Origin of the sequence: Pantoea conspicua (genome assembly GCF_002095315.1) — a bacterium.
Lineage (GTDB): Bacteria > Pseudomonadota > Gammaproteobacteria > Enterobacterales > Enterobacteriaceae > Pantoea > Pantoea conspicua.
In genome coordinates this window covers 128,872-149,926 of record NZ_MLFN01000128.1, presented here as the reverse complement: position 1 = coordinate 149,926, position 21,055 = coordinate 128,872, and the positions used below count along the sequence as shown (strand labels likewise).

The window sequence follows — 21,055 nt, the reverse complement described above, 5'->3', positions numbered from 1 at the left end:
GGCGGACACAAGCACGTGTGTGTCCGCCGCTCTCATGCTATTCTGCCCAGCGATCTCCCCTGGCGTAATTTAACACCATGTTTCTTAAACTTTTGCGTGCCGTGGTGCTGGGCCTGATTGTGGCGGGTATTTTGCTCGCAGCACTGCCTGCACTGCGTATGGGCAGCGACGCCCTCTATAACCATGAAGACAGCAACGACGACACACCCTTCAGCTTTAATCAGGGGGTGCGCCGCGCTGTGCCTGCGGTGGTGAACGTCTACAACCGTAGCGCGCATGGCAATAACAATCGCGGCATCACTACCCTGGGTTCAGGGGTGATAATGAACGCAAAAGGCTACATCCTCACCAATAAGCATGTCATCAACAATGCCGACCAGATTATTGTGGCGCTGCAGGATGGCCGTTTCTTTGAAGCGACGCTGGTGGCTCAGACGCCATGACCGATCTGGCGGTGTTGAAAATCACCGCCTCCAGCCTGCCAGTTATCCCGATCAATCCTAAACGTCTGGCCCATATCGGCGACGTGGTGATGGCGATCGGCAACCCCTATAACCTCGGTCAGACGGTCACCCAGGGAATTATCAGCGCCACCGGCCGGGTAGGATTAAGTTCTTCGGGCCGGCAAAACTTCCTGCAAACCGACGCTTCGATTAATCAGGGCAACTCTGGCGGTGCGCTAATCAACTCGCTGGGCGAACTGATGGGCATCAATACCCTGACCTTCGACAAAAGCAATGATGGCGAAACGCCGGAAGGCATTGGATTCGCTATTCCGACTGCGCTGGCCTCGAAGATCATGGATAAGCTGATTCGTGACGGCCGGGTGATTCGCGGCTACATTGGCATTACCGGTCGCGAGTTGCCGCCACTGCACGGTCAGGGCAGCAGTCTGGATCGGGTACAGGGCATAATCGTTAGCGTGGTGGCCCCGGATGGCCCGGCCGATAAAGCCGGTATTCAGTCCAATGATGTGTTGCTGAGCGTCAACGGCAAGCCGGCGGTTTCCGCTCAGGAGACGATGGACCAGGTGGCCGAGATTCGTCCAGGTTCGGTGATTGATGTGCAGGTATTGCGTAACGATCAAAAGCTAACGCTGCCGGTAACGATTCTGGAGTTTCCTGACAGCAGCAACTGATTACCGGGGCCTTAGACTCACCGCAATGAATTAGCCTGACGGGCAGGGGTGGCCCATCTGAAGAGCAAAGCATCCGAGCCAGGATGGCGAGGCCGACCTGCAGGGATGCAGGGTTCCTTTGCGATCAGATGGGCCATCCCTGCCCTTTTCACCCGGACGTCTAGCAACGATCCACCGGAAACGCGATCACATCGCTCAATGACTCCGCTTTCAGTGCCAGCATGATCAGGCGATCGATACCCAGTGCGACCCCGGAACAGGCTGGCATGCCATGCGCCAGCGCATCCAGCAGATACGTATCAATAGGATGCACAGGCAGGCCGCGCGCCGCACGACGGCGATTATCCTGCTCGAAGCGCTGACGCTGTTCGCGGCTGTCAGTCAGTTCACAGAAACCGTTCGCCAGTTCGATGCCTTTGTAATAGACCTCGAAGCGCTCGGCGACGCGGTGATCCTCGGTACTGATCTCCGCCAGGGCTGCCTGACTGGCCGGGAAATGATAAACGAAGCAGGGTTTATCCTGACCAATCTTCGGTTCCACGCCCAGCATAAACAGCAGCATCAGCAAGGTATCGCGATCTTCTTCCGCGCGCGCCAGTTCGCCTTCGCCCAGCTTTTCTGCCACTTCACGCAGTTGCGCCTTGTCTGCAGAGAGCGGATCAATTTCGAGATGGCGAATAAACGCCTGCTGATAGGAGAGGGATTCCGCGCTGTCGCACTCCAGCACCTGCTGCATCAGATCGTCGACTTCATTCATCAGACGATACATGTCGTAGTGCGGCCGGTACCACTCCAGCATGGTAAATTCCGGGTTATGGTGACGGCCCGCTTCTTCATTGCGGAAACTGCGCGCCATCTGGTAAATCGGCCCGCTGCCCGCGGCCAGCAAGCGCTTCATGTGGTATTCCGGGCTGGTCATCAGCCAGAGATCGCGCCCCTGCGCGGCACCCGGTCCGACGAACCGCGTCTGAAACGGCACCAGATGGATATCGGTAATCGTCGCCTGACTCATCGCTGGCGTATCCACTTCCAGTACGCCACGATCGGCAAAGAAACGACGCACTTCGGCCAAAATCGCGGCGCGTTTTAACAAATTGGCGATGGATGCGCTTGGTTGCCAGCTTGCCGTTTCGCTCATGGTGATGACTCCTGATACAAATTAGGGGTGGAAGTCTACCTGCAATACCTGCGGCAAACAATCTCGCGCCCGTGCTGCCAAAAACAGCGTTTCGGCTTCTATACTTAAGCAGTTAAATTAAAAAGGAATCCCACTATGTCTCCATGGAAAACCGTTATTGCCAGCCTGAGCGCCTTTCTCTCCGTCGCCTGTAGCACCACGCCGCCAAAGAACGTCACCGTGATCGAAAACTTTGACAGTCAGCGCTACCTCGGCCAGTGGTATGAGATTGCCCGCCTGAATCACCCTTTTGAACGCGGCCTTGAACAGGTGACGGCGAACTACAGTCCGCGCGAAGATGGCGGCCTCAAAGTGATCAATCGTGGCTACAATGTGAAGAAACAGCGCTGGCAGGAGAGTATCGGCAAGGCGTACTTTACCGGCGATCCGCAACGCGCGGCGCTGAAAGTCTCCTTCTTCGGCCCCTTTTACGGCGGATATAACGTCATCGCCCTCGACCCGGACTACCGCTATGCGCTGGTGTGCGGTCCGAATCGCCATTATCTGTGGATCCTGTCGCGGACCCCGCAGCTGGAGCCGGGTGTGAAAGAAAAGCTGGTCGATCAGGCGCGTCGGGAGGGTTTCCCGGTTGATGAGTTAATCTGGGTGAAACAGAAATAATGCAGAAACGAACAGCCGGTACGATCGACATATCGTACCGGTTGGAATAGCGGTTTAGTTCGTGCTGTTTTGAATCGCCTGACCACCCGCTTCGACGTCTTCACCCACGCCACGCGTGGTATTACAAGCCGTCAGCAGTGAAGAGAGAAACAGTACAGATAAGAGAGTGACAATACTTTTCTTTAACATAACAATGTCCTTTTTGATGGATGTAAAAGTACAGCGCTTTAAGCATAGTCGGATTTCCGACAACTGCCGCTGGCGAGCCCACAAAATAGACGATGTTTAACAGTCAGTTTGCCGCACGCGAAATGGCACCACCTAAGTGGGAAACATCTTCGCCAAAACCGTGAAAAGTGTTGCAGGCGCTCAGCGCAGAGGAGACCAGCAACGCGAATGCGATTAATTTTGCCAGCTTTTTCATTTTTTCACTCATACGAGAAAAAGGCGCATCTGAGGATGCGCCTGCGGCACTTATTTTACGCGTGACACGTATTCGCCAGAGCGGGTGTCAACTTTCACCACTTCGCCCTCTTGCACGAACAATGGCACTTTCACTACTGCGCCAGTTGAGAGCTTGGCTGGCTTACCGCCGGTACCTGCGGTGTCACCTTTCAGGCCTGGATCGGTTTCCACGATTTCAGCTTCGATAAAGTTCGGTGGCTGAACGGCGATCGGACGGCCATTCCACAGCGTAACGATACATTCAGCGTTATCCTGCAGCCATTTTGCTGCATCGCTGACGGTCTTCTCTTCAACCTGGAACTGCTCGAAGCTTTCCGGGTGCATGAAGTGGTAGAACTCACCGTCGTTGTACAGGTAGTTCAGGTTGGTATCCATAACGTCTGCGCCTTCGGCGGAGTCGGTGGATTTGAAAGTTTTCTCAACGCGAGAACCCGTCAGCAGGCGACGCATTTTAACGCGCGCGAATGCCTGACCTTTACCCGGTTTAACGAACTCACTGGATTCGATGGCATACGGCTCGCCTTCGAACATGATTTTAAGACCGGGACGGAAATCGTTGCTAGAATAAGTCGCCATGAAGGCCCTCTACGAAAATTGATACTGGTACTAAGCCAAAAAAATGGCACACATTGTAACCCTAAAAACACCTTCCAGAGAAGATTGGTTGCAGCAACTTGCTGATGTTGTCACTGAACCTGATGAATTACTGCGGATTTTAGCGCTGGATCAGCATACCGAGCTGGCCGAAGGTGCGGACGCGCGGCGTCTTTTCGCCTTGCGCGTTCCTCATGCGTTTATCAACCGGATGAAGAAAGGTGATGCGCACGACCCGCTGCTGCTTCAGGTACTGACCCGTCGCCAGGAATTCATCGATGCGCCAGGTTATAGCACCGATCCGCTGGATGAACAAAGCAACGTTGTCCCTGGTTTGCTGCATAAATACCGAAACCGCGCTTTATTGCTGGTGAAAGGCGGTTGCGCGGTCAACTGTCGCTACTGTTTCCGCCGTCACTTTCCTTATCAGGATAATCAGGGAAATAAACGTAACTGGCAGGCAGCACTGGACTATATCGCCGATCATCCGGAACTGGATGAGATCATTTTCTCCGGCGGCGATCCGCTGATGGCGAAAGATCATGAGCTCGCCTGGCTGATTGCGGCGCTGGAGAAAATCCCGCACTTGAAACGGCTGCGTATACATAGTCGTTTACCGGTGGTCATCCCGGCGCGGATTACCGATGCACTCTGTCAGATGCTGAGCGAAACACGGCTGCAGGTGCTGATGGTCACGCACATCAACCATGCGCAGGAGATTGACGACGCGCTGCGTGAGGCGATGCGTGACCTGAAGCGTGCCGGCGTCACGCTGCTTAACCAGAGCGTGCTGCTGCGCGGCGTCAACGACAATGCGCAGACCCTGGCGACACTGAGCAATGTGCTGTTCGATGCCGGCATTCTGCCTTATTACCTGCACGTGCTGGATAAGGTGCAGGGAGCTGCGCATTTTTACGTCTCTGATGACGAAGCGCGCCAGCTTGTGCGGGCGCTGCTGTCGCAGGTGTCGGGTTATCTGGTGCCGAAGCTGGCGCGGGAGATTGGCGGAGAGCCGAGTAAAACACCGCTCGATCTGCAGTTGCGACAGGAATAAAAACGGCCGGCGCAAGGCCGGCCGTCTGAAGAAGGCATCATGCCGGATTTACATTACGGACACTTATAAACCTGGCCGGTCATTTTGCTATCGAGTGGCGCGAACGCAGACAGCAGGTTCTGTGTCGGACTGGTCGCACCGTAGATCACGTTGCCGCCCATTTCCGCTGCCCGATTGCGCAGGTCATTTGCCGCACCGCGCAGGGCGCTACTCTCTCCGCCTGCACCGGTCAGCCAGTTACTCTGTGAGCCGGTAAGATTCCCCAGAAGCTGACACTCACTGCCGGGCTGCTGATCGGTAAAAGTCACGCGCTGGCCTGCCGAGGAGAGTTGAGTAGAGCTGCTACAGCCCGCCAGCAATAACGCGCCAGCCGTCAGTCCGAGCAAGAGGTTAATCCGCATTGTAATCCCCATTTATTATCATCAGAGTCGGGTGGCAGCGTAGCAGAAAGGGATGTTTTCTTTCTGCACATTCATTGCCCTTATCCCGTTATAACGTCTCAATATTTCATGCCGCTTGCAGGCTGGCAACCCTGCCGATCCTGATAGGCAAGTTTAAGCCAGTGGATCCGGCGGCGCAGCAGCAGACAGCGTGAGATATCAAGAGGAAAGACGAACGATTGCGCCACTACTTATACTATTTTCCGCCCCAAAAGAAAAACCCCCGACCGTTTCCGATCGGGGGTTCCTGATGACTTAAGCAGTCAACGGCAGATTACATCATGCCGCCCATACCGCCCATGCCACCCATACCGCCAGCGCCGCCGCCTAAATCAGGTGCATCGCCTTTTGGCAGGTCAGTGACCATACATTCGGTGGTGATCATCAGACCGGCAACAGAGGCCGCGTACTGCAGGGCAGAACGGGTCACTTTGGTTGGGTCCAGGATACCGAAGTCGATCATGTTGCCGTACTCTTCAGTCTGTGCGTTGTAACCGTAGTTACCGTCGCCCGCTTTCACGTTGTTCGCGACCACAGATGGCTCTTCACCGGCGTTAGAAACGATCTGACGCAGTGGAGATTCCATTGCGCGCAGCGCAACTTTGATACCGACGTTCTGATCTTCGTTCTGACCACGCAGATCGGCCAGCTGTGCAGCAACGCGAACCAGCGCCACACCACCACCAGCAACCACACCTTCTTCTACCGCAGCACGGGTTGCGTGCAGGGCATCTTCAACGCGGGCTTTCTTCTCTTTCATTTCAACTTCAGTTGCTGCGCCCACTTTCAGAACGGCAACGCCGCCTGCCAGTTTAGCCACACGCTCCTGCAGTTTTTCTTTGTCGTAGTCAGAGGTTGCTTCTTCGATCTGCTGACGAATCTGGGTCACACGGCCCTGAATTGTCGCTTCTTCACCCACACCGTCGATGATGGTGGTGGTGTCTTTGTTGATCACAACGCGTTTTGCCTGACCCAGATCTTCCAGAGCCGCTTTTTCCAGCTCCATACCGATCTCTTCAGAAATTACAGTACCGCCGGTCAGGATAGCGATATCCTGCAGCATGGCTTTACGACGATCGCCGAAGCCTGGCGCTTTAACCGCAGCCACTTTCACGATGCCGCGCATGGTGTTAACCACCAGGGTCGCCAGCGCTTCGCCTTCTACGTCTTCCGCGATGATCAGCAGAGGTTTGCCGGCTTTCGCCACGGCTTCCAGCACTGGCAGCATTTCACGGATGTTAGAAATTTTCTTGTCAGCCAGCAGGATGAACGGAGATTCCAGTTCAACCGCACCGGTTTCAGGCTTGTTGATGAAGTAAGGAGACAGGTAGCCGCGATCAAACTGCATACCTTCAACCACATCCAGCTCGTCCTGCAGGCCGGTGCCTTCCTCAACGGTGATCACGCCTTCTTTACCTACTTTCTCCATCGCCTGAGCAATCAGCTGGCCCACGGTTTCATCGGAGTTAGCAGAGATGGTACCTACCTGCGCAATCGCTTTAGAGTCTGAGCAAGGTACAGACAGCGCTTTCAGTTTCTCAACTGCAGCGATAACCGCCTGGTCGATACCGCGCTTCAGGTCCATCGGGTTCATACCCGCGGCAACCGCTTTCAGGCCTTCGGTGATGATAGACTGCGCCAGCACGGTCGCTGTGGTGGTACCGTCGCCCGCAGCGTCGTTCGCTTTAGAGGCCACTTCTTTCACCATCTGCGCGCCCATGTTCTCGAACTTGTCTTCCAGTTCGATTTCACGTGCCACAGAAACACCATCTTTAGTGATGGTCGGTGCACCAAAAGATTTATCCAGAACCACGTTACGGCCTTTCGGGCCCAGGGTAACTTTTACTGCATCTGCCAGTACGTTCACGCCACGCAGCATTTTTACGCGTGCGTCATTACCGAATTTTACGTCTTTAGCTGCCATCTTTAAATATCCCTTAAATTCGTTTCGTTCAGTGAATTACGCGTAAAAATTACGCTTCAACAACGGCCAGAATGTCGCTCTCAGAGATGATAAGCACCTCTTCGTTGTCGATTTTCTCGGTTTTAGCGCCGTAACCTTCGCTGAAGATCACGATGTCGCCAACCTTCACGTCCAGCGGCTTAACGTCGCCACTCTCAAGGATGCGGCCATTGCCGACAGCCAGGACTTCACCACGGGTGGATTTACCGGCTGCGGAACCGGTCAGCACGATGCCGCCAGCTGATTTAGCTTCAACTTCTTTACGCTTGACGATAACGCGATCGTGCAATGGACGAATTTTCATTTGATAGCTCTCCTTTGAGAAGTCCAATCATTCAGTTTTGGGGTTGAACACCGGGCTGCATGGCTTCCGGCCTCGTGACCTGAGAGATAGGGCCGCCATCACCCTCTTTCAAGGGGGTGAACAACAAATTTTTTACGCAGCGGTGATAAGTGATGGCTTTTTGAGCAACCGGCGGCAAGATCGCCAGCGGAAATAAAAAACGCAACCCGAAGGTTGCGTTTTAAACGGCAGATTACGCCATCAGCGATCTTTAGGATCGTCATGGTGCTCAAGGCGATCGCTGTTTTTGCGCTCGAACTCGCCATCCATGGTATAGCCGCTGTCGGGTCCGGCGCCCGGACCGCGCCAGACGCGCAGATGCGGCATCAACTTCAGTGTCAGATGCTTTTGCACCGGCGGCAACAGCAACAGCAAGCCCAGCAGGTCGGTAAAGAAGCCCGGCAGCAGCAGCAGAAAACCGGAGATGATCAGCGACACGCTCTTGATCATCTCATTGGCCGGGCTTTCGTTACGCGCCAGCTTCTCCTGCATCAGCATGAAGTTCTTCATGCCCTGATTTTTGACCAGTGAGACCCCGATGCATGAGGTAAAGACCACCAGCAGCATGGTGAGCAGCACGCCCATGACGTGCGCGACCTGAATAAACAGCGAAATTTCGATCCAGGCCAGGACAAAAAAGACTAATAACGGTATCCAGCGCACCGTACTCTCCTGTAAGTGAGGGCTGACCGGCAGCGTGCCGATCAGCAGAAAGCGTTCATCTCAGTGATGATAAGAAAAGAGATGGGCACCCGTGCCGCCTTTTTCAACCGATCCTGTCAAATTTATCCCGCAGGGTTAATTTTGTAACTAACTTCACATATCGTTAACCTGACGGCAGCGTTAAGTGATCTGCATGCGTGCTTTTCTGATGCATCAGAATATGATCGTGCTCACCCGTATGAAGACGGATAAAATGTAGGTACGGGTACACCACGACGAAATAAACACATCCTCTGTGATGGTTAGCGGCAACAACAAGAAGGTTATCATGGCGAACAACATTCGTATCGAAGAAGACCTGTTAGGTATGCGAGAAGTGCCGGCGGATGCCTATTATGGCGTTCATACTCTGCGTGCGATTGAGAATTTTTACATCAGCAACAGTAAAATCAGCGACATACCTGAATTTGTCCGCGGTATGGTGATGGTCAAAAAAGCGGCAGCAATGGCTAACAAAGAGCTGCAAACCATTCCGCGTAACATCGCCAATACCATCATTCAGGCCTGTGACGAAGTGCTTAACAACGGTCGCTGCATGGATCAGTTCCCGGTCGATGTCTATCAGGGCGGTGCCGGAACTTCAGTTAACATGAATACCAATGAGGTGCTGGCGAATATCGGCCTGGAGCTGATGGGACACCAGAAAGGGGAATATCAGTACCTCAACCCTAACGATCACGTCAATAAATGCCAGTCAACCAACGACGCCTACCCGACCGGATTCCGTATCGCAGTCTACAGTTCACTGCTGAAGTTGCTGGATGGCATCAACCAGCTGGCCGAAGGTTTCCAGCGCAAAGCTGACGAGTTCCAGACCATCCTGAAAATGGGCCGAACCCAGTTGCAGGATGCAGTGCCCATGACGCTGGGTCAGGAATTTCACGCCTTCAGCGTGCTGCTGAATGAAGAGACCAAAAGCATTCTGCGTACCGGCGAGCTGCTGCTGGAAGTGAACCTCGGCGCGACCGCCATCGGTACCCGCCTGAATACACCGGACGGTTATCAGCACCTTGCGGTGCAGCGTCTGGCTGAGGTCAGCAACCTGCCGGTGGTGCCGGCGGAAGATCTGATCGAAGCGACCTCTGACTGCGGTGCCTACGTGATGGTACATTCATCACTGAAACGCCTGGCGGTGAAACTCTCCAAGATCTCTAATGACCTGCGCCTGCTCTCCTCGGGCCCGCGTGCTGGCCTGAATGAAATTAACCTGCCGGAATTGCAGGCGGGTTCGTCGATCATGCCAGCCAAAGTCAATCCGGTGGTGCCGGAAGTGGTGAATCAGGTCTGCTTCAAGGTGATCGGCAACGACATTACCGTCACCATGGCTTCCGAAGCGGGTCAGCTGCAGCTGAACGTCATGGAGCCGGTGATTGGCCAGGCGCTGTTTGAATCGATCAGCATCCTGACTAACGCCTGCTACAACCTGCTGGAGAAGTGCGTCAACGGCATTACCGCCAACCGCGCGGTGTGCGAAGCCTATGTCTTCAACTCGATCGGTATCGTTACTTACCTGAATCCCTATATCGGCCACCACAACGGCGATATCGTCGGTAAAATCTGCGCTGAAACCGGTAAAAGTGTTCGTGAAGTGGTGCTGGAACGCGGCCTGCTGACCGAAAGCGAACTGGACGATATTTTCTCAGTACAAAACCTGATGTATCCGGTTTATAAAGCGAAACGTTATACCGACGAAAACGAGCAGTAAGGTTTAACCCACGCGGGTTAACTAATAAAGGCACACCACGATCAACACGGTGTGCCTTTTTCTTTGGTAAACAGCACAACAGATTATCGCAGGTTAAATATTCAGGAGTGATGCATGTTTGTGGTTGAGCTGCTTGTCGTGTTGCTGGCGATCTGGTTGGGTGCGCGTCTCGGCGGCATCGGCATCGGATTCGCAGGCGGAATGGGCGTACTGATTCTGACGCTGGGCTTTGGCCTGCCGCCAGGCTCCATCCCGTTCGATGTGATTGAAATTATCATGGCGGTGATCGCCGCCATCGCCGCGATGCAGGTCGCAGGCGGAATGGATTATCTGGTGAGCCTGGCCGAACGGCTGCTGCGCCGGCATCCGCGTCACGTCACGCTGCTGGCCCCGCTGGTCACCTACCTGATGACGCTGCTGGCAGGCACCGGCCATACCGCGTTTTCGACGTTGCCGGTGATTGCGGAAGTGGCGAAAGAGCAGGGCGTGCGCCCTTCCCGTCCGCTCTCCATTGCCGTGGTCGCCTCACAGATTGCCATCACCGCCTCACCGCTTTCCGCTGCGGTGGTGTTCTTTGCGACCCTGCTTGAGCCACGCGGCGTCAGCTACATTACGCTACTGGCTATCGCGATTCCCTCGACCATGGTCGGTCTGTTTCTGGCGGCACTGGTTACCAACTTCCTTGGCAAAGAGCTCAAAGATGATGAGGTTTATCAGACGCGTCTTGCCAAAGGCGAAGTCACGCTACGCGGCGCCAGCGTCTATCAGCCGAAACCGGGCGCAAAAAAATCGGTGCTGCTGTTTCTGGTTGGCATCATCGCCGTAATGCTCTATGCCACCGCCACCAGCCCCAGCGTCGGGCTGATCATTAATCCGCCGCTGCCGCGCAATGAAGCGATTGTGGTGTTTATGCTGACCATCGCCATGCTAATCAGCCTCAGCTGTAAACTGGATACCGGCGAGATCCTGAGCGCCAGCACCTTTAAGTCTGGCATGAGCGCCTGTATCTGCGTGATGGGCGTCGCCTGGCTGGGCGATACCTTCGTCAAAGCGCATCTGGCGGATATTCAGATGCTGGCCGGGGATGCCCTGAAAACCTATCCCTGGATGCTGGCACTGGTACTGTTCTTCGCCTCGATGCTGCTCTATTCGCAGGCTGCGACCACCAAAGCGCTGATGCCAGCCGCCCTGCTGCTCGGCGTCTCGCCCCTCACCGCCATCGCCTCCTTTGCGGCAGCCTCTGCACTGTTCGTGCTACCAACCTACCCCACCTTACTGGCGGCGGTGGAGATGGACGACACCGGCTCGACCCGGATTGGCAAGTTTGTTTTCAACCATGCTTTTATTATTCCCGGCGTGATTGCCATTACGCTGTCGGTGATGGCTGGCTTTATCTTTGGCGGCATGCTGCTATAGCCCGATAACGGCATCGCTGTCTGAGCGTGCTATCATCGGCGCTCTTTGAAACAGGAGCATTGCGATGAATGCCGTCGTTATCCTTTGTACCGCGCCCGACCAGGCGACAGCGAAACGTCTGGCCACTTTAGCGCTTGAGGCCAGACTGGCGGCCTGCGTTACGCTGCTGCCGGGCGCGACCTCGCTTTACCTCTGGCAGGGGCGGCCCGAACAGAGCAGTGAAGTGCAGATGCTGCTGAAATGCGATAGCGATCACCAGCAGGCACTGTTCGATCTGATCAAACAGGCGCATCCCTACGAGGTGCCGGAACTGCTGGCGCTACCGGTTCAACATGGAGACAGTGAATACTTGTCATGGCTGCACGCATCTCTCGCTTAATTACGCTGCTGCTGGCGCTGTTTATCAGCCTGCAGGCGCACGCTTCCCTCTTTTCCAACACCACCAGTAGCCGTTTTGTGCCGGTCGATCAGGCGTTTGGTTTTGACTTCGACCAGCAGGGTGCGCAGCTCAATCTGCACTGGAAAGTGAAATCGGGCTACTACCTCTATCGTCAGCAGATTCACGTCACGCCAGCTAACGCCACGCTGGCACCGCTAACGCTGCCCGCCGGTCAGCCGCATGAAGATGAATTTTACGGCAAGAGCGAGATCTATCCGCAGGATCTGACGGTACCGGTGACGCTACACCAGGCCGCCAGCGGTGCCACGCTGAGCGTTACTTATCAGGGCTGTGCCGCTGCCGGGTTCTGCTATCCGCCTGAAACCCGCACCGTTCCGCTGAGTCCGGTGACTGCCCGTAGCGCCGCGCCGCCGGTAAGCCCGCCACCTGCTCCCGCCACGCCGCTGCCCTTTTCACCGCTGTGGGCGTTACTGATTGGTATTGGCGTTGCCTTCACGCCCTGCGTGTTACCGATGTATCCGCTGATTTCCGGCATTATTCTCGGCGGCCAGCGTCACTATTCGTTTGGCCGGCTGTTTGCGCTGGCGATGGTCTATGTGCAGGGCATGGCGCTGACCTATACCCTGCTGGGTCTGGTGGTAGCCGCTGCGGGTTTGCGTTTCCAGGCGGCGTTGCAGCATCCCTGGGTGCTGTCGGCACTGTCGCTGCTGTTTATCGTGCTGGCGCTGTCGATGTTTGGTCTGTTTACGCTGCAGTTGCCCGCCAGCCTGCAAACCCGTTTAACCCTGTGGAGTAATCGCCAGCAGGGCGGATCGCTGCCAGGGGTCTTTTCGATGGGGGCGCTGGCCGGTTTAATCTGCTCGCCCTGCACCACCGCGCCGCTCAGCGCCATTCTGCTCTACATCGCCCAGAGCGGGAATCTGTGGGCCGGTGCCGGTACCCTGTGGCTCTATGCGGTCGGCATGGGCTTACCGCTGATCGCCGTGACCCTGTTTGGCAATAAATTGCTGCCGAAGAGCGGGCCGTGGATGCAGACAGTTAAAGAAGGTTTTGGTTTCGTCATCCTCGCGTTGCCGGTTTTCCTGATGGAGCGGTTGCTGGGCGAGGTATGGGGATTGCGGCTGTGGAGCCTGCTGGGCGTGGCGTTCTTTGGCTGGGCGTTCAGCGTCAGCCTGCGGGCCAGCAGCGGTAAATGGCGCGTGGTGCAGATTATCGTACTGGCCGCCGCACTGATCAGCGCCCGTCCGCTGCAGGACTGGGCTTTTGGCGGCCCGACCGCGCAGCAGGCGGTGGCACACCTGCCGTTCCAGACCATCCAGACCCCGCAACAATTGCAGACGGCGCTGCAACAGGCCAATGGCCGCATCACCATGGTCGATCTCTATGCCGACTGGTGTGTCGCCTGTAAAGAGTTTGAAAAATATACCTTTAGCGACAGCGCGGTCCGCGATAGCCTGAGCCAGGTACAGCTGTTACAGGCCAACGTCACCGCCAATAGCGCCAGCGATAATGCGCTGTTGCAGCATCTTCAGGTGCTGGGATTACCGACCATTTTATTCTTTGATGCGCAGGGCCATGAAATTGCTGACTCGCGCATCACCGGGTTTCTCAATGCCGCCGACTTCCAGGCGCATTTGCAGAAACTCACCCGATAAACAACACTGGAGTCAGGCAACTGCCCGGTGTAAAGCGCCGGGCCTGCATACCAGAGGAGAGTCACTTGCAGCGTGAACAAATACTCGAGCATGCATTGAATGTGCTTGAACAGAACGGCCTCGCCGCCACCCTCTCATTGGAAACTTTGGCGGGCCAGACCGACCTTTCGCTCGAACAGCTCCGGCTGTTCTGGCCCGATCGCGACGCTCTGCTCTACGATGCGCTGCGATATCACGCTCAGCAGATTGATACCTGGCGGCGTCAGATACTGCTGGATGAGGCACTGTCGCCGGAACAGAAGCTGATGGCGCGATATGAAGTGTTAAGCGAACACGTCAGCAAAGGCCGTTTCCCTGGCTGTCTGTTTATTGCCGCCTGCAGTTTCTATCCGCAGCCTGACCAGCCGATTCATCAGCTGGCGGAACAGCAGAAGCGCGCCTCCTGGCAGTTTACCCATGAGATTCTGCTGGAACAGGCGCTGGACAATCCCAGCATGGTGGCCGATCAGATGGAACTGATTCTGGAAGGCTGCCTCAGCAAGCTGCTGGTGAAGCGCAACGTGCAGGATGTCTCCACCGCCCAGCGGCTGGCGGAAGATGTTTACAGCATTGCGCTGTGCCGTAAAAACGGCGCGCTGGCCTGAGGTTTTGCCCGCTTTGACTGAAAATCAGGCAATCAGTCACGTTTTCCGTGGTTTTTTGGTGAAAGCCGTTGACGCCCGGCGGCCTTTACGGTTTAATGCGCCCCGTTGCCCGAATAGCTCAGTCGGTAGAGCAGGGGATTGAAAATCCCCGTGTCCCTGGTTCGATTCCGGGTTCGGGCACCATCTTTAAAGAACCCGCCTCTGGCGGGTTTTTGCATTTCTGAGCGTTGAACCCGTTCATCGAAGGTTCGATGAATTCGCCACATCCCTGTGGCTCGCCCTGCGGGTTCGCGCGCGGACGCGCGATGCAAAAATGCTCCCGGCATTTTCGGGTTGGGCACCATCTTTAAAGAACCCGCCTCTGGCGGGTTTTTTGCATTTCTGAGCGTTGAACCCGTTCATCGAAGGTTCGATGAACTCGCCACATCCCTGTGGCTCGCCCTTCGGGTTCGCGCGCAGACGCGCGATACAAAAATGCTCCCGGCATCTTCGGGTTGGGCACCAAAATTCAAATGAACGGACCTCCTCGGGGGTCCGTTTTTTTTGCGCGATGATCAACGCCAGCCACCCGTTACCTCTACCCTGTCTCCGGCCATCTTCCTGATGTCGTATGCACCATTTCTCCTCTGGGCGACAGCTCCCTGTATCAAACGTTATAACCACACCCTGTCCGCCAGCTCTGTATTACCCTTGATTCGCTGCTCTGCACTTATGTGCTGTATCCACCGCCCCGACAGAGTCATGGCAATAACGCAATCTGTCATAAACCGGGACCCTGATGATTTCTGTCTGGCTGGTCTGGTGCCATATCATCCGGCCGTCCGGAATGGTTTTTCAAAAATTATTGCAAAAGGTTTTCCCTGATTGTTATCAAGGCAGATTCTGATATCTGGGAAGATAACAAGCTTCTTTATGACCAAAACAAGTAAGAGAAACAGAGATCGCGCTGACCTGGCTGGCACACATGCTGCTATTCATTCCAATTATCTAACCGACATTAATAAATAATATAAATTATATTAAAAAATAAATATATTATTAACATGAAAAGTCAATATGGAATAATTACCTGCCACTTGCACGTTCAACTAACAGAAATAAGATATGAATTTTTCTTAAAGAAATTATAATACCGCCATACCTTTATTAAGAAGAAACCTGGTCTACATAAAAATACAACTCAATAAATTTGAAATTTATAAAAAATAAAAAAATTCTTTTTTCAATCCCTGCAGTTAAATGTTTTTAAATTTAATGTCAGTTATTATTTACAGAACTCAACAATGCAAACCCAACAAAAAAGGTAATTACATGAAATTAACATTTAATAAAAAAACCATTCTGGCCTTAGGTATTTCTACTCTGTTCCCGGTGGGTTCAGTTCTGGCGGCAACAACCAGCGGTGGTTCTGTCAACTTTAACGGAAGCGTCGTAACGTCATCCTGTGCCATCAGTGCCAACAGCGCAGAGATTGACGTCAACATGGGCGAAGTCCGTACGGCCACGCTGGCCGCTGCTGGCAGTGAAGCAGGCGTGGCAAAAACCTTCGCCATTGCGCTTGAAGATTGTGTCATCGCTGATACTTCAGCGTCTTCAGAAGAAAACCCTATTGCGGCGACCACTGTCGCGGTGACCTTCTCGGGTACGCCAGACAGCAACGATGCCAACAGCCTGGCAGTGGGCGTGAACGGCGGCGCATCATCAGCGCAGAATGTCGCCATCCGTCTTTATGACGAGCAGGGCAACGTAGTGAAACTGGGCGAAGCGGCTTCAGCGATTCCACTGCGTAAAGGCTCTAATACACTGAATTTCAGTGCAAAATACTACTCACCAACAGGCAACGCCACGGCGGGCGATGCCAGTGCAGTTGCCACCTACACAGTAACCTACTCGTAATCGTCATGCCCGGTTTAATACCCGGGCATGAATACCCATTCAGGAGAAAAATAATGCGTTCATTCACCTGGGTTTGCCTGGCTGCTTCATTGTGCTCATCAGTAGTACAGGCTGGTGGAGTGGGGTTAGGGGCGACACGTATGATCTACTCCGCCGATGCAAAGCAATCAACACTCCAGGTCAGAAATACACATGAGCAGGCCTCGTTTCTGATCCAGTCCTGGATGGAAAAAGCCAACGGTGAGCGCACGCAGGATTTCGTTATTACGCCGCCACTTTATGTTTTAAAACCGGCAACCGAAAGCGTGGTGAAGATCATCTTTAACGGTAGATCGCTGCCGCAGGATCGCGAATCACTGTACTGGATAACAGTAAAAGCCATTCCACAGCAAATGCAAAATAGTGCGGGTAACTCGCTGCAGTTCGCATCTGCAAATCGCATTAAGGTATTTTATCGCCCTGCCGGACTTCCCGATAACGCAAATGAAGCATGGAAAAAAATTACCGGTGCCTACAGCGCAGGCAAAGTCGTGCTGAATAACCCAACACCTTATTACATTACCACTATCAATCTCAACGTTGACGGTAAAACGGTTAATCCTGTGATGTTGCCGCCTGAATCCAGTACCACGCTGGCGGAGAAATTCAGCCAGGCCACCGCCCTCAGCTTTCAGACCATTAATGACTACGGTGCATGGACACCGGTGAACCGCACCCCATTGACCTATAAATAGACCCTCTGAGGCATGATCGCGTGAAAATGAAAATCGTTTGTGCGGTGGTGGCTTTTCATGCCATGCGCTATACCGCAGCCGCGGAGAGCGATTTGCACTTTAACCCCGCTTTTCTTAATGGCGAGAGCGCGTCAGTGGCTGATTTATCCTGGGTTAATACAGGCAGTGACTTACCGCCAGGCGAATATAATATCAGCGTCTACATCAACAAGAACTATGCCTTTACGGGCAACGTAATCTTTGCTGTGGATAAATCAAGTGGGCAGGACATCACTGCAGCGTGCCTCACGGCCAGTCAGCTTGATGCGCTCGGTGTAGACATGGCCCAGGCAAAAGGCACCACCCTGCCGCTGGCGAAGCAATGCTATTTTCTTAACACGCTGTTTCCTGACAGTAGCGCAGACTATGAGGCGCAAACGCTCACGCTCAACATCTCTATACCGCAGAGCAAGATGCGCAATCTGCCGCGCGGCTACATCAGCCCGGAAAGCTGGGAGCATGGTATTCACGCCGGGTGGCTGAACTATGTCGTTAACGGTTCAAATAACACCTATAAAGGAAATACCAAAACCCGCGACCAGCAGCTGTTTGTCAGTCTGAACAGCGGCATAAATATGGGTGCCTGGCGTCTGCGCGACTATACCACCTGGACCAAAGAGAGAAATGGGCTAAACCATATACAAACCTGGCTGCAGCGCGATGTGCCTGCGCTGAGCGCACAACTTTACGCCGGGGAAACTTATACCTCTTCGCAGGTGTTTGACTCCGTGGGTGTGCGCGGGCTGGCAATTAAAACTGATGACAACATGCTGCCTGCCAGCCTGAGCGGCTACGCACCTGAAGTACGGGGGATTGCACGCAGCAATGCTACCGTCACTGTCCGACAAAACGGGAATGTTATTTATCAAACCAGCGTGTCACCTGGGCCGTTTGTGCTTAATGATCTCTATCCCACCTCTTCTGGTGGCGATCTGACCATCACCCTGAAAGAGAGCGATGGCTACGAAACCCGGTTCACCGTGCCTTTTGCCAGCGTCCCTAATCTGGTTCGAAGCGGCCAGGTAAAATACGCTCTGAGTGCGGGGAAATTCCAGCCGGTTAATAACCAGAATGCCCCTGCATTTGCCCAGGGTGAACTGTTTTATGGCTGGCGGTATGGACTGACCTTTTATGGAGGCGCACAGCTTTCAGAACGTTATCGTGGACTTGCCGCGGGCATCGGCCAGAATCTCGGCAGCCTGGGTGCCTATTCGCTGGATCTTACCCGTGCCCAGAGCCAGCTTGCGGATGATAAGCACTACTCGGGAGATTCTATCCGCCTGCGCTATAGCAAATTGCTCAACGACATCGGGACACGTGTGAATTTCTATTCGCTGCGTTACTCCACACAAGGTTTCTATAACCTCAGCGATACCGCTTATAAAAGGATGAGTGGCGGTAAGCCAGAACAAATAGTGGAAGCAGATGGAACGGTTATCACCCGATATGAAAATGTCTATGACCTTAGGATGTCACGTAAAGCCAGGAACCAGCTGCAGCTGTCGCAGCCGATGAATGCATATGGTTCCCTGTCACTGTCGTGGGATCAGCAAACCTACTGGCATACCTCGAAAACGACCCAGGGGATCCAGTTTGGCTGGAATGGTAATTTCCGGTCTGCCTCACTGGGCGTGAACTTTCAGCGCAGCACCAGCCTGTATGATGACAGCAAAGATAACATTGTGGCTTTGTCGCTCTCGATACCTTTTGGCAATCCTGAAAATTCTACACGTGCGCGCTTTTCCACTACCCAGGGAAAATCAGCAGCAACGACCTGGAACGGGGGTATCAGTGGCTACGTCCCGGGAAAAGACGAGCTTTATTACAGCGTAAATCAGCGCTACAAGGCACAGCAACAGTATGGCGGTGATGCCGCCGTGCAATATAAAAACCAGCAGGGACAGTACAACCTGGGTTACAGCTACGCGCGTGACGCCCGTAATTTCAGCTACGGCATGAGTGGTGGAGCCGTATTACATGAAGATGGCGTGACGCTAAGCCAGCCGCTTGGTAATACCAATATTCTGATCAAAGCGCCGGGAGCCAGCGAGGTTGCGGTTCTTAACCACAAAGGTATTAAAACCGACAGCCGGGGTTATGCGGTAATCCCTTACGCAACGCCTTATCGCGTTAACCGGGTAGGGCTCGATACCACCACCACGGGTAATGATATTGAACTCGATAACGCCATCATCAGCAAAACGCCGACCGACGGCGCACTGGTTCGGGCCACTATCGCCACTCAGCAGGGTGCAAAAGCGATGTTTGTCTTACGCCAGAACGGCACGGTACTGCCTTTTGGTAGCGTCGTCGCGTTAGCAGACAGCGAAGTTAGCAGCATTGTGGGTGATGGCGGCAGCCTTTATTTATCGGGTCTGCCAATGAAAGGCACGCTTAACGCGGTCTGGGGCAAAGATAATACAGCACGTTGTTCTGTTCGTTATCAGCTTAACAAGCAGGATTTTAATGCCCGTACGGGTCTCTATACGCTGGAGGAAGCATGTCAGTAACAAACCGTCTGGTGTGTATCGCTCTTTTTTTGCCTGCTCGTTGCCAGTGCGAGGCTACGATGTGCTGGTCTCGGTAAAGGGTAATCTGATCGCTAACACCTGTGTAGTCGCCGCTGACTCACTGGAGAAAAATGTACCCCTTGGCGATATTGGCACCCGACAATTAAGTAAAGCAGGTGCGGTAAGTCATATAAAAGCCCCGTTCACGCTCACGCTGGAAGCGTGCGGGCCTACCTTTTCAGGCGTGAAGATCCGCTTTAGTGGCACCCCGGATGATATCGATCCGCGACTGATTAAAGTGGCAGAGGGCGGAGCGACAGGCGTGGCTGTGCAAATTCTCGATAAAGATGGCGAACTGGTCCCACTCGATACCCAGACGACCGCCTATGGTGTGGAAGGGAATGACAGCGTGCAGATGAATTTTTATGCCCGATTAATCGCCACGCGTCCTGACGTTAATGCTGGCAACGTTTCAGCCATCGCCACTTGGACTACGGAGTATCAATGATGCGTATTTTACTGCTGCTTGCCTGCTTTCTCGCCTCTGCCAGCGCACTGGCTATGGAGTGGCGATCAGATATCACGCTCTCACCCCAGCCAATGGAATATTCCGGGCCGGCAGACTCCGTAATGCCCGGTGAAATCATTGGTTCAACCTGGAGCGCGACAGCTGACGTACAGGAAGTATTCTGGTGCGGACTAATATGGACCTGCGAAAGGGGCACGCTTGAACCCTCTCCATCGGCCATATCCAGCGGCATGACGGTCACCGTTGATGGTATAAATTACACAATTTTTGAAACCGGTATCCAGGGTATTGGCTATATTATTGGTCTCAAAGATTTTAACGGATCGGAATATGTCCCGTTGCAAACGGGCATCACTCAGAGCTTTCCGGCACCCGGCACGAGTGGCCGTCCCAATAATCTGGGCTGGTCAGCGAAAGTGACATTCGTTAAGACGGGAATAGCGTTGAAATCGGGTCTGTATACAACGCCAGCCATTCCTGCTGCAATTCTGACGGCCTACAATAATGAATCTAAAACAGCGCAGGTAATCATTAACCCCACCACCATCACGGTGGCCGCCAGCGGCTGTACGGTCAACACCAAAAGTGCGAACATCGATCTGGGCACGCTGGATATCCGCACCCTTTCAACCGTGGGTAGCACCTCACCTTCGGGGGCGTTCAACGTCACGCTCACCTGTGATCAAAACATCGCGGTGAATGCGGTCATGACCGACCAGACTACCCCGTCAAATAGTTCATCGGTGGTGACACTGACCGGAGACTCTACCGCTTCGGGCGTGGGTGTACAGTTCTTCTACAACGGTACGGGTCCCCTGAGTATGGGCCCGGACAGTACGGCTGATGGCACGCTCAACCAGTTCTTTATCCAGAGAACCTCATCGGCAAACCAGGTATTGTCACTGCCCTTCCAGGCGCAGTATATCCGCACGGGCGATCTGGTTCCCGGAACCGCTAATGCTCTGGCGAGTATTACTTTTTCCTATCAGTAACCGATCCGCCTGCTGTG

At 54.1% G+C, this 21,055-nt stretch carries 19 protein-coding genes, 1 tRNA gene and 2 pseudogenes; 14 read left to right on the top strand and 8 right to left on the bottom strand.

Annotated elements, in window-relative coordinates:
- Positions 1–77 precede the first annotated feature (77 nt).
- Positions 78–1,138 (top strand): annotated as a pseudogene (gene degS / locus HA41_RS20170) (outer membrane-stress sensor serine endopeptidase DegS).
- Between the two features lie 160 nt (positions 1,139–1,298).
- Here degS and epmA read toward each other — a convergent pair.
- Positions 1,299–2,276 (bottom strand): elongation factor P--(R)-beta-lysine ligase, encoded by a 978-nt coding sequence (epmA, locus tag HA41_RS20165; protein ID WP_094122232.1) that lies wholly within the window; start codon positions 2,274–2,276, stop codon positions 1,299–1,301.
- A 135-nt stretch (positions 2,277–2,411) separates the two neighbouring features.
- Between epmA and HA41_RS20160 the strand changes: the two genes are divergently transcribed.
- Complete coding sequence (locus tag HA41_RS20160; protein WP_094122231.1) at positions 2,412–2,936, top strand: lipocalin family protein; 525 nt, start codon at positions 2,412–2,414, stop codon at positions 2,934–2,936.
- A 54-nt stretch (positions 2,937–2,990) separates the two neighbouring features.
- Here the strand turns inward: HA41_RS20160 and HA41_RS20155 are convergent, their stop codons facing one another.
- From HA41_RS20155 to efp, 3 genes are all read right to left on the bottom strand, one after another.
- Positions 2,991–3,125, bottom strand: coding sequence for an entericidin A/B family lipoprotein (locus HA41_RS20155; protein ID WP_094122230.1), 135 nt, complete (start codon positions 3,123–3,125; stop codon positions 2,991–2,993).
- A 103-nt stretch (positions 3,126–3,228) separates the two neighbouring features.
- Positions 3,229–3,360 (bottom strand): entericidin A/B family lipoprotein, encoded by a 132-nt coding sequence (locus HA41_RS20150; RefSeq protein ID WP_031375467.1) that lies wholly within the window; start codon positions 3,358–3,360, stop codon positions 3,229–3,231.
- 50 nt (positions 3,361–3,410) lie between these two features.
- Positions 3,411–3,977, bottom strand: a complete 567-nt coding sequence (gene efp / locus HA41_RS20145) for an elongation factor P (RefSeq protein ID WP_031375468.1) — start codon at positions 3,975–3,977, stop codon at positions 3,411–3,413.
- Positions 3,978–4,020: 43 nt separating this feature from the next.
- On the opposite strand from efp, the gene epmB reads away from it, so the two are divergent.
- Positions 4,021–5,049, top strand: a complete 1,029-nt coding sequence (gene epmB / locus HA41_RS20140; RefSeq protein ID WP_094122229.1) for an EF-P beta-lysylation protein EpmB — start codon at positions 4,021–4,023, stop codon at positions 5,047–5,049.
- Between the two features lie 53 nt (positions 5,050–5,102).
- Here epmB and HA41_RS20135 read toward each other — a convergent pair whose 3' ends face one another.
- From HA41_RS20135 to HA41_RS20120, 4 genes are all read right to left on the bottom strand, one after another.
- Positions 5,103–5,450 carry a DUF4156 domain-containing protein gene (locus tag HA41_RS20135; RefSeq protein WP_094122228.1) on the bottom strand — a complete coding sequence of 116 codons (348 nt, stop codon included), beginning with the start codon at positions 5,448–5,450 and terminating at the stop codon, positions 5,103–5,105.
- A gap of 313 nt (positions 5,451–5,763) precedes the next feature.
- A complete protein-coding gene (gene groL / locus HA41_RS20130) occupies positions 5,764–7,413 on the bottom strand; it encodes a chaperonin GroEL (RefSeq protein WP_094122227.1) in 1,650 nt (549 codons plus the stop codon).
- Between the two features lie 49 nt (positions 7,414–7,462).
- The gene (locus tag HA41_RS20125; protein ID WP_022625257.1) at positions 7,463–7,756 is read right to left on the bottom strand and encodes a co-chaperone GroES; all 294 of its coding nucleotides are present in this window, start codon (positions 7,754–7,756) and stop codon (positions 7,463–7,465) included.
- Between the two features lie 240 nt (positions 7,757–7,996).
- A complete protein-coding gene (locus tag HA41_RS20120) occupies positions 7,997–8,458 on the bottom strand; it encodes an FxsA family protein (protein WP_143807389.1) in 462 nt (153 codons plus the stop codon).
- A gap of 328 nt (positions 8,459–8,786) precedes the next feature.
- Between HA41_RS20120 and aspA the strand changes: the two genes are divergently transcribed.
- From aspA to HA41_RS20065, 11 genes and pseudogenes are all read left to right on the top strand, one after another.
- On the top strand, positions 8,787–10,223 hold the full coding sequence (gene aspA, locus HA41_RS20115) for an aspartate ammonia-lyase (RefSeq protein WP_094122225.1): 1,437 nt from the start codon (positions 8,787–8,789) through the stop codon (positions 10,221–10,223).
- Positions 10,224–10,337: 114 nt separating this feature from the next.
- Positions 10,338–11,639: an anaerobic C4-dicarboxylate transporter gene (locus HA41_RS20110; RefSeq protein WP_094122224.1), complete on the top strand. Its 1,302-nt coding sequence runs from the start codon at positions 10,338–10,340 to the stop codon at positions 11,637–11,639.
- A 64-nt stretch (positions 11,640–11,703) separates the two neighbouring features.
- A complete protein-coding gene (gene cutA / locus HA41_RS20105; protein ID WP_094122223.1) occupies positions 11,704–12,018 on the top strand; it encodes a divalent cation tolerance protein CutA in 315 nt (104 codons plus the stop codon).
- On the top strand, positions 11,994–13,694 hold the full coding sequence (locus HA41_RS20100) for a protein-disulfide reductase DsbD (RefSeq protein WP_094122222.1): 1,701 nt from the start codon (positions 11,994–11,996) through the stop codon (positions 13,692–13,694). Before cutA ends, HA41_RS20100 begins: the two co-directional genes overlap by 25 nt.
- A 65-nt stretch (positions 13,695–13,759) precedes the next feature.
- Positions 13,760–14,338: a division control transcriptional repressor DicD gene (gene dicD, locus HA41_RS20095; protein ID WP_094122221.1), complete on the top strand. Its 579-nt coding sequence runs from the start codon at positions 13,760–13,762 to the stop codon at positions 14,336–14,338.
- A gap of 107 nt (positions 14,339–14,445) precedes the next feature.
- A tRNA-Phe gene (locus tag HA41_RS20090) sits at positions 14,446–14,521 on the top strand.
- A 1,128-nt stretch (positions 14,522–15,649) separates the two neighbouring features.
- A complete protein-coding gene (locus tag HA41_RS20085) occupies positions 15,650–16,234 on the top strand; it encodes a fimbrial protein (protein WP_094122220.1) in 585 nt (194 codons plus the stop codon).
- Positions 16,235–16,287: 53 nt separating this feature from the next.
- Complete coding sequence (locus HA41_RS20080; protein ID WP_094122219.1) at positions 16,288–16,968, top strand: fimbrial biogenesis chaperone; 681 nt, start codon at positions 16,288–16,290, stop codon at positions 16,966–16,968.
- A gap of 20 nt (positions 16,969–16,988) precedes the next feature.
- Positions 16,989–19,517, top strand: coding sequence for a fimbria/pilus outer membrane usher protein (locus tag HA41_RS20075; protein WP_094122218.1), 2,529 nt, complete (start codon positions 16,989–16,991; stop codon positions 19,515–19,517).
- A pseudogene (locus HA41_RS20070) lies at positions 19,508–20,025 on the top strand (fimbrial protein). Before HA41_RS20075 ends, HA41_RS20070 begins: the two are co-directional and overlap by 10 nt.
- Positions 20,022–21,038, top strand: coding sequence for a fimbrial protein (locus HA41_RS20065; RefSeq protein WP_425270649.1), 1,017 nt, complete (start codon positions 20,022–20,024; stop codon positions 21,036–21,038). Before HA41_RS20070 ends, HA41_RS20065 begins: the two are co-directional and overlap by 4 nt.
- The last annotated feature ends 17 nt before the right edge of the window (positions 21,039–21,055 follow it).

Excerpts from the sequence above, each read along its gene's own strand:
- HA41_RS20100 (WP_094122222.1), top strand. The coding sequence starts at position 11,994 with ATGGCTGCACGCATCTCTCGCTTAATTACGCTGCTGCTGGCGCTGTTT.
- HA41_RS20125 (WP_022625257.1), bottom strand. The coding sequence starts at position 7,756 with ATGAAAATTCGTCCATTGCACGATCGCGTTATCGTCAAGCGTAAAGAA.
- groL (WP_094122227.1), bottom strand. The coding sequence starts at position 7,413 with ATGGCAGCTAAAGACGTAAAATTCGGTAATGACGCACGCGTAAAAATG.
- efp (WP_031375468.1), bottom strand. The coding sequence starts at position 3,977 with ATGGCGACTTATTCTAGCAACGATTTCCGTCCCGGTCTTAAAATCATG.
- HA41_RS20080 (WP_094122219.1), top strand. The coding sequence starts at position 16,288 with ATGCGTTCATTCACCTGGGTTTGCCTGGCTGCTTCATTGTGCTCATCA.
- HA41_RS20085 (WP_094122220.1), top strand. The coding sequence starts at position 15,650 with ATGAAATTAACATTTAATAAAAAAACCATTCTGGCCTTAGGTATTTCT.
- epmB (WP_094122229.1), top strand. The coding sequence starts at position 4,021 with ATGGCACACATTGTAACCCTAAAAACACCTTCCAGAGAAGATTGGTTG.
- HA41_RS20110 (WP_094122224.1), top strand. The coding sequence starts at position 10,338 with ATGTTTGTGGTTGAGCTGCTTGTCGTGTTGCTGGCGATCTGGTTGGGT.
- aspA (WP_094122225.1), top strand. The coding sequence starts at position 8,787 with ATGGCGAACAACATTCGTATCGAAGAAGACCTGTTAGGTATGCGAGAA.
- cutA (WP_094122223.1), top strand. The coding sequence starts at position 11,704 with ATGAATGCCGTCGTTATCCTTTGTACCGCGCCCGACCAGGCGACAGCG.
- HA41_RS20135 (WP_094122228.1), bottom strand. The coding sequence starts at position 5,450 with ATGCGGATTAACCTCTTGCTCGGACTGACGGCTGGCGCGTTATTGCTG.
- epmA (WP_094122232.1), bottom strand. The coding sequence starts at position 2,276 with ATGAGCGAAACGGCAAGCTGGCAACCAAGCGCATCCATCGCCAATTTG.
- HA41_RS20160 (WP_094122231.1), top strand. The coding sequence starts at position 2,412 with ATGTCTCCATGGAAAACCGTTATTGCCAGCCTGAGCGCCTTTCTCTCC.
- HA41_RS20155 (WP_094122230.1), bottom strand. The coding sequence starts at position 3,125 with ATGTTAAAGAAAAGTATTGTCACTCTCTTATCTGTACTGTTTCTCTCT.
- HA41_RS20065 (WP_425270649.1), top strand. The coding sequence starts at position 20,022 with ATGATGCGTATTTTACTGCTGCTTGCCTGCTTTCTCGCCTCTGCCAGC.
- HA41_RS20150 (WP_031375467.1), bottom strand. The coding sequence starts at position 3,360 with ATGAAAAAGCTGGCAAAATTAATCGCATTCGCGTTGCTGGTCTCCTCT.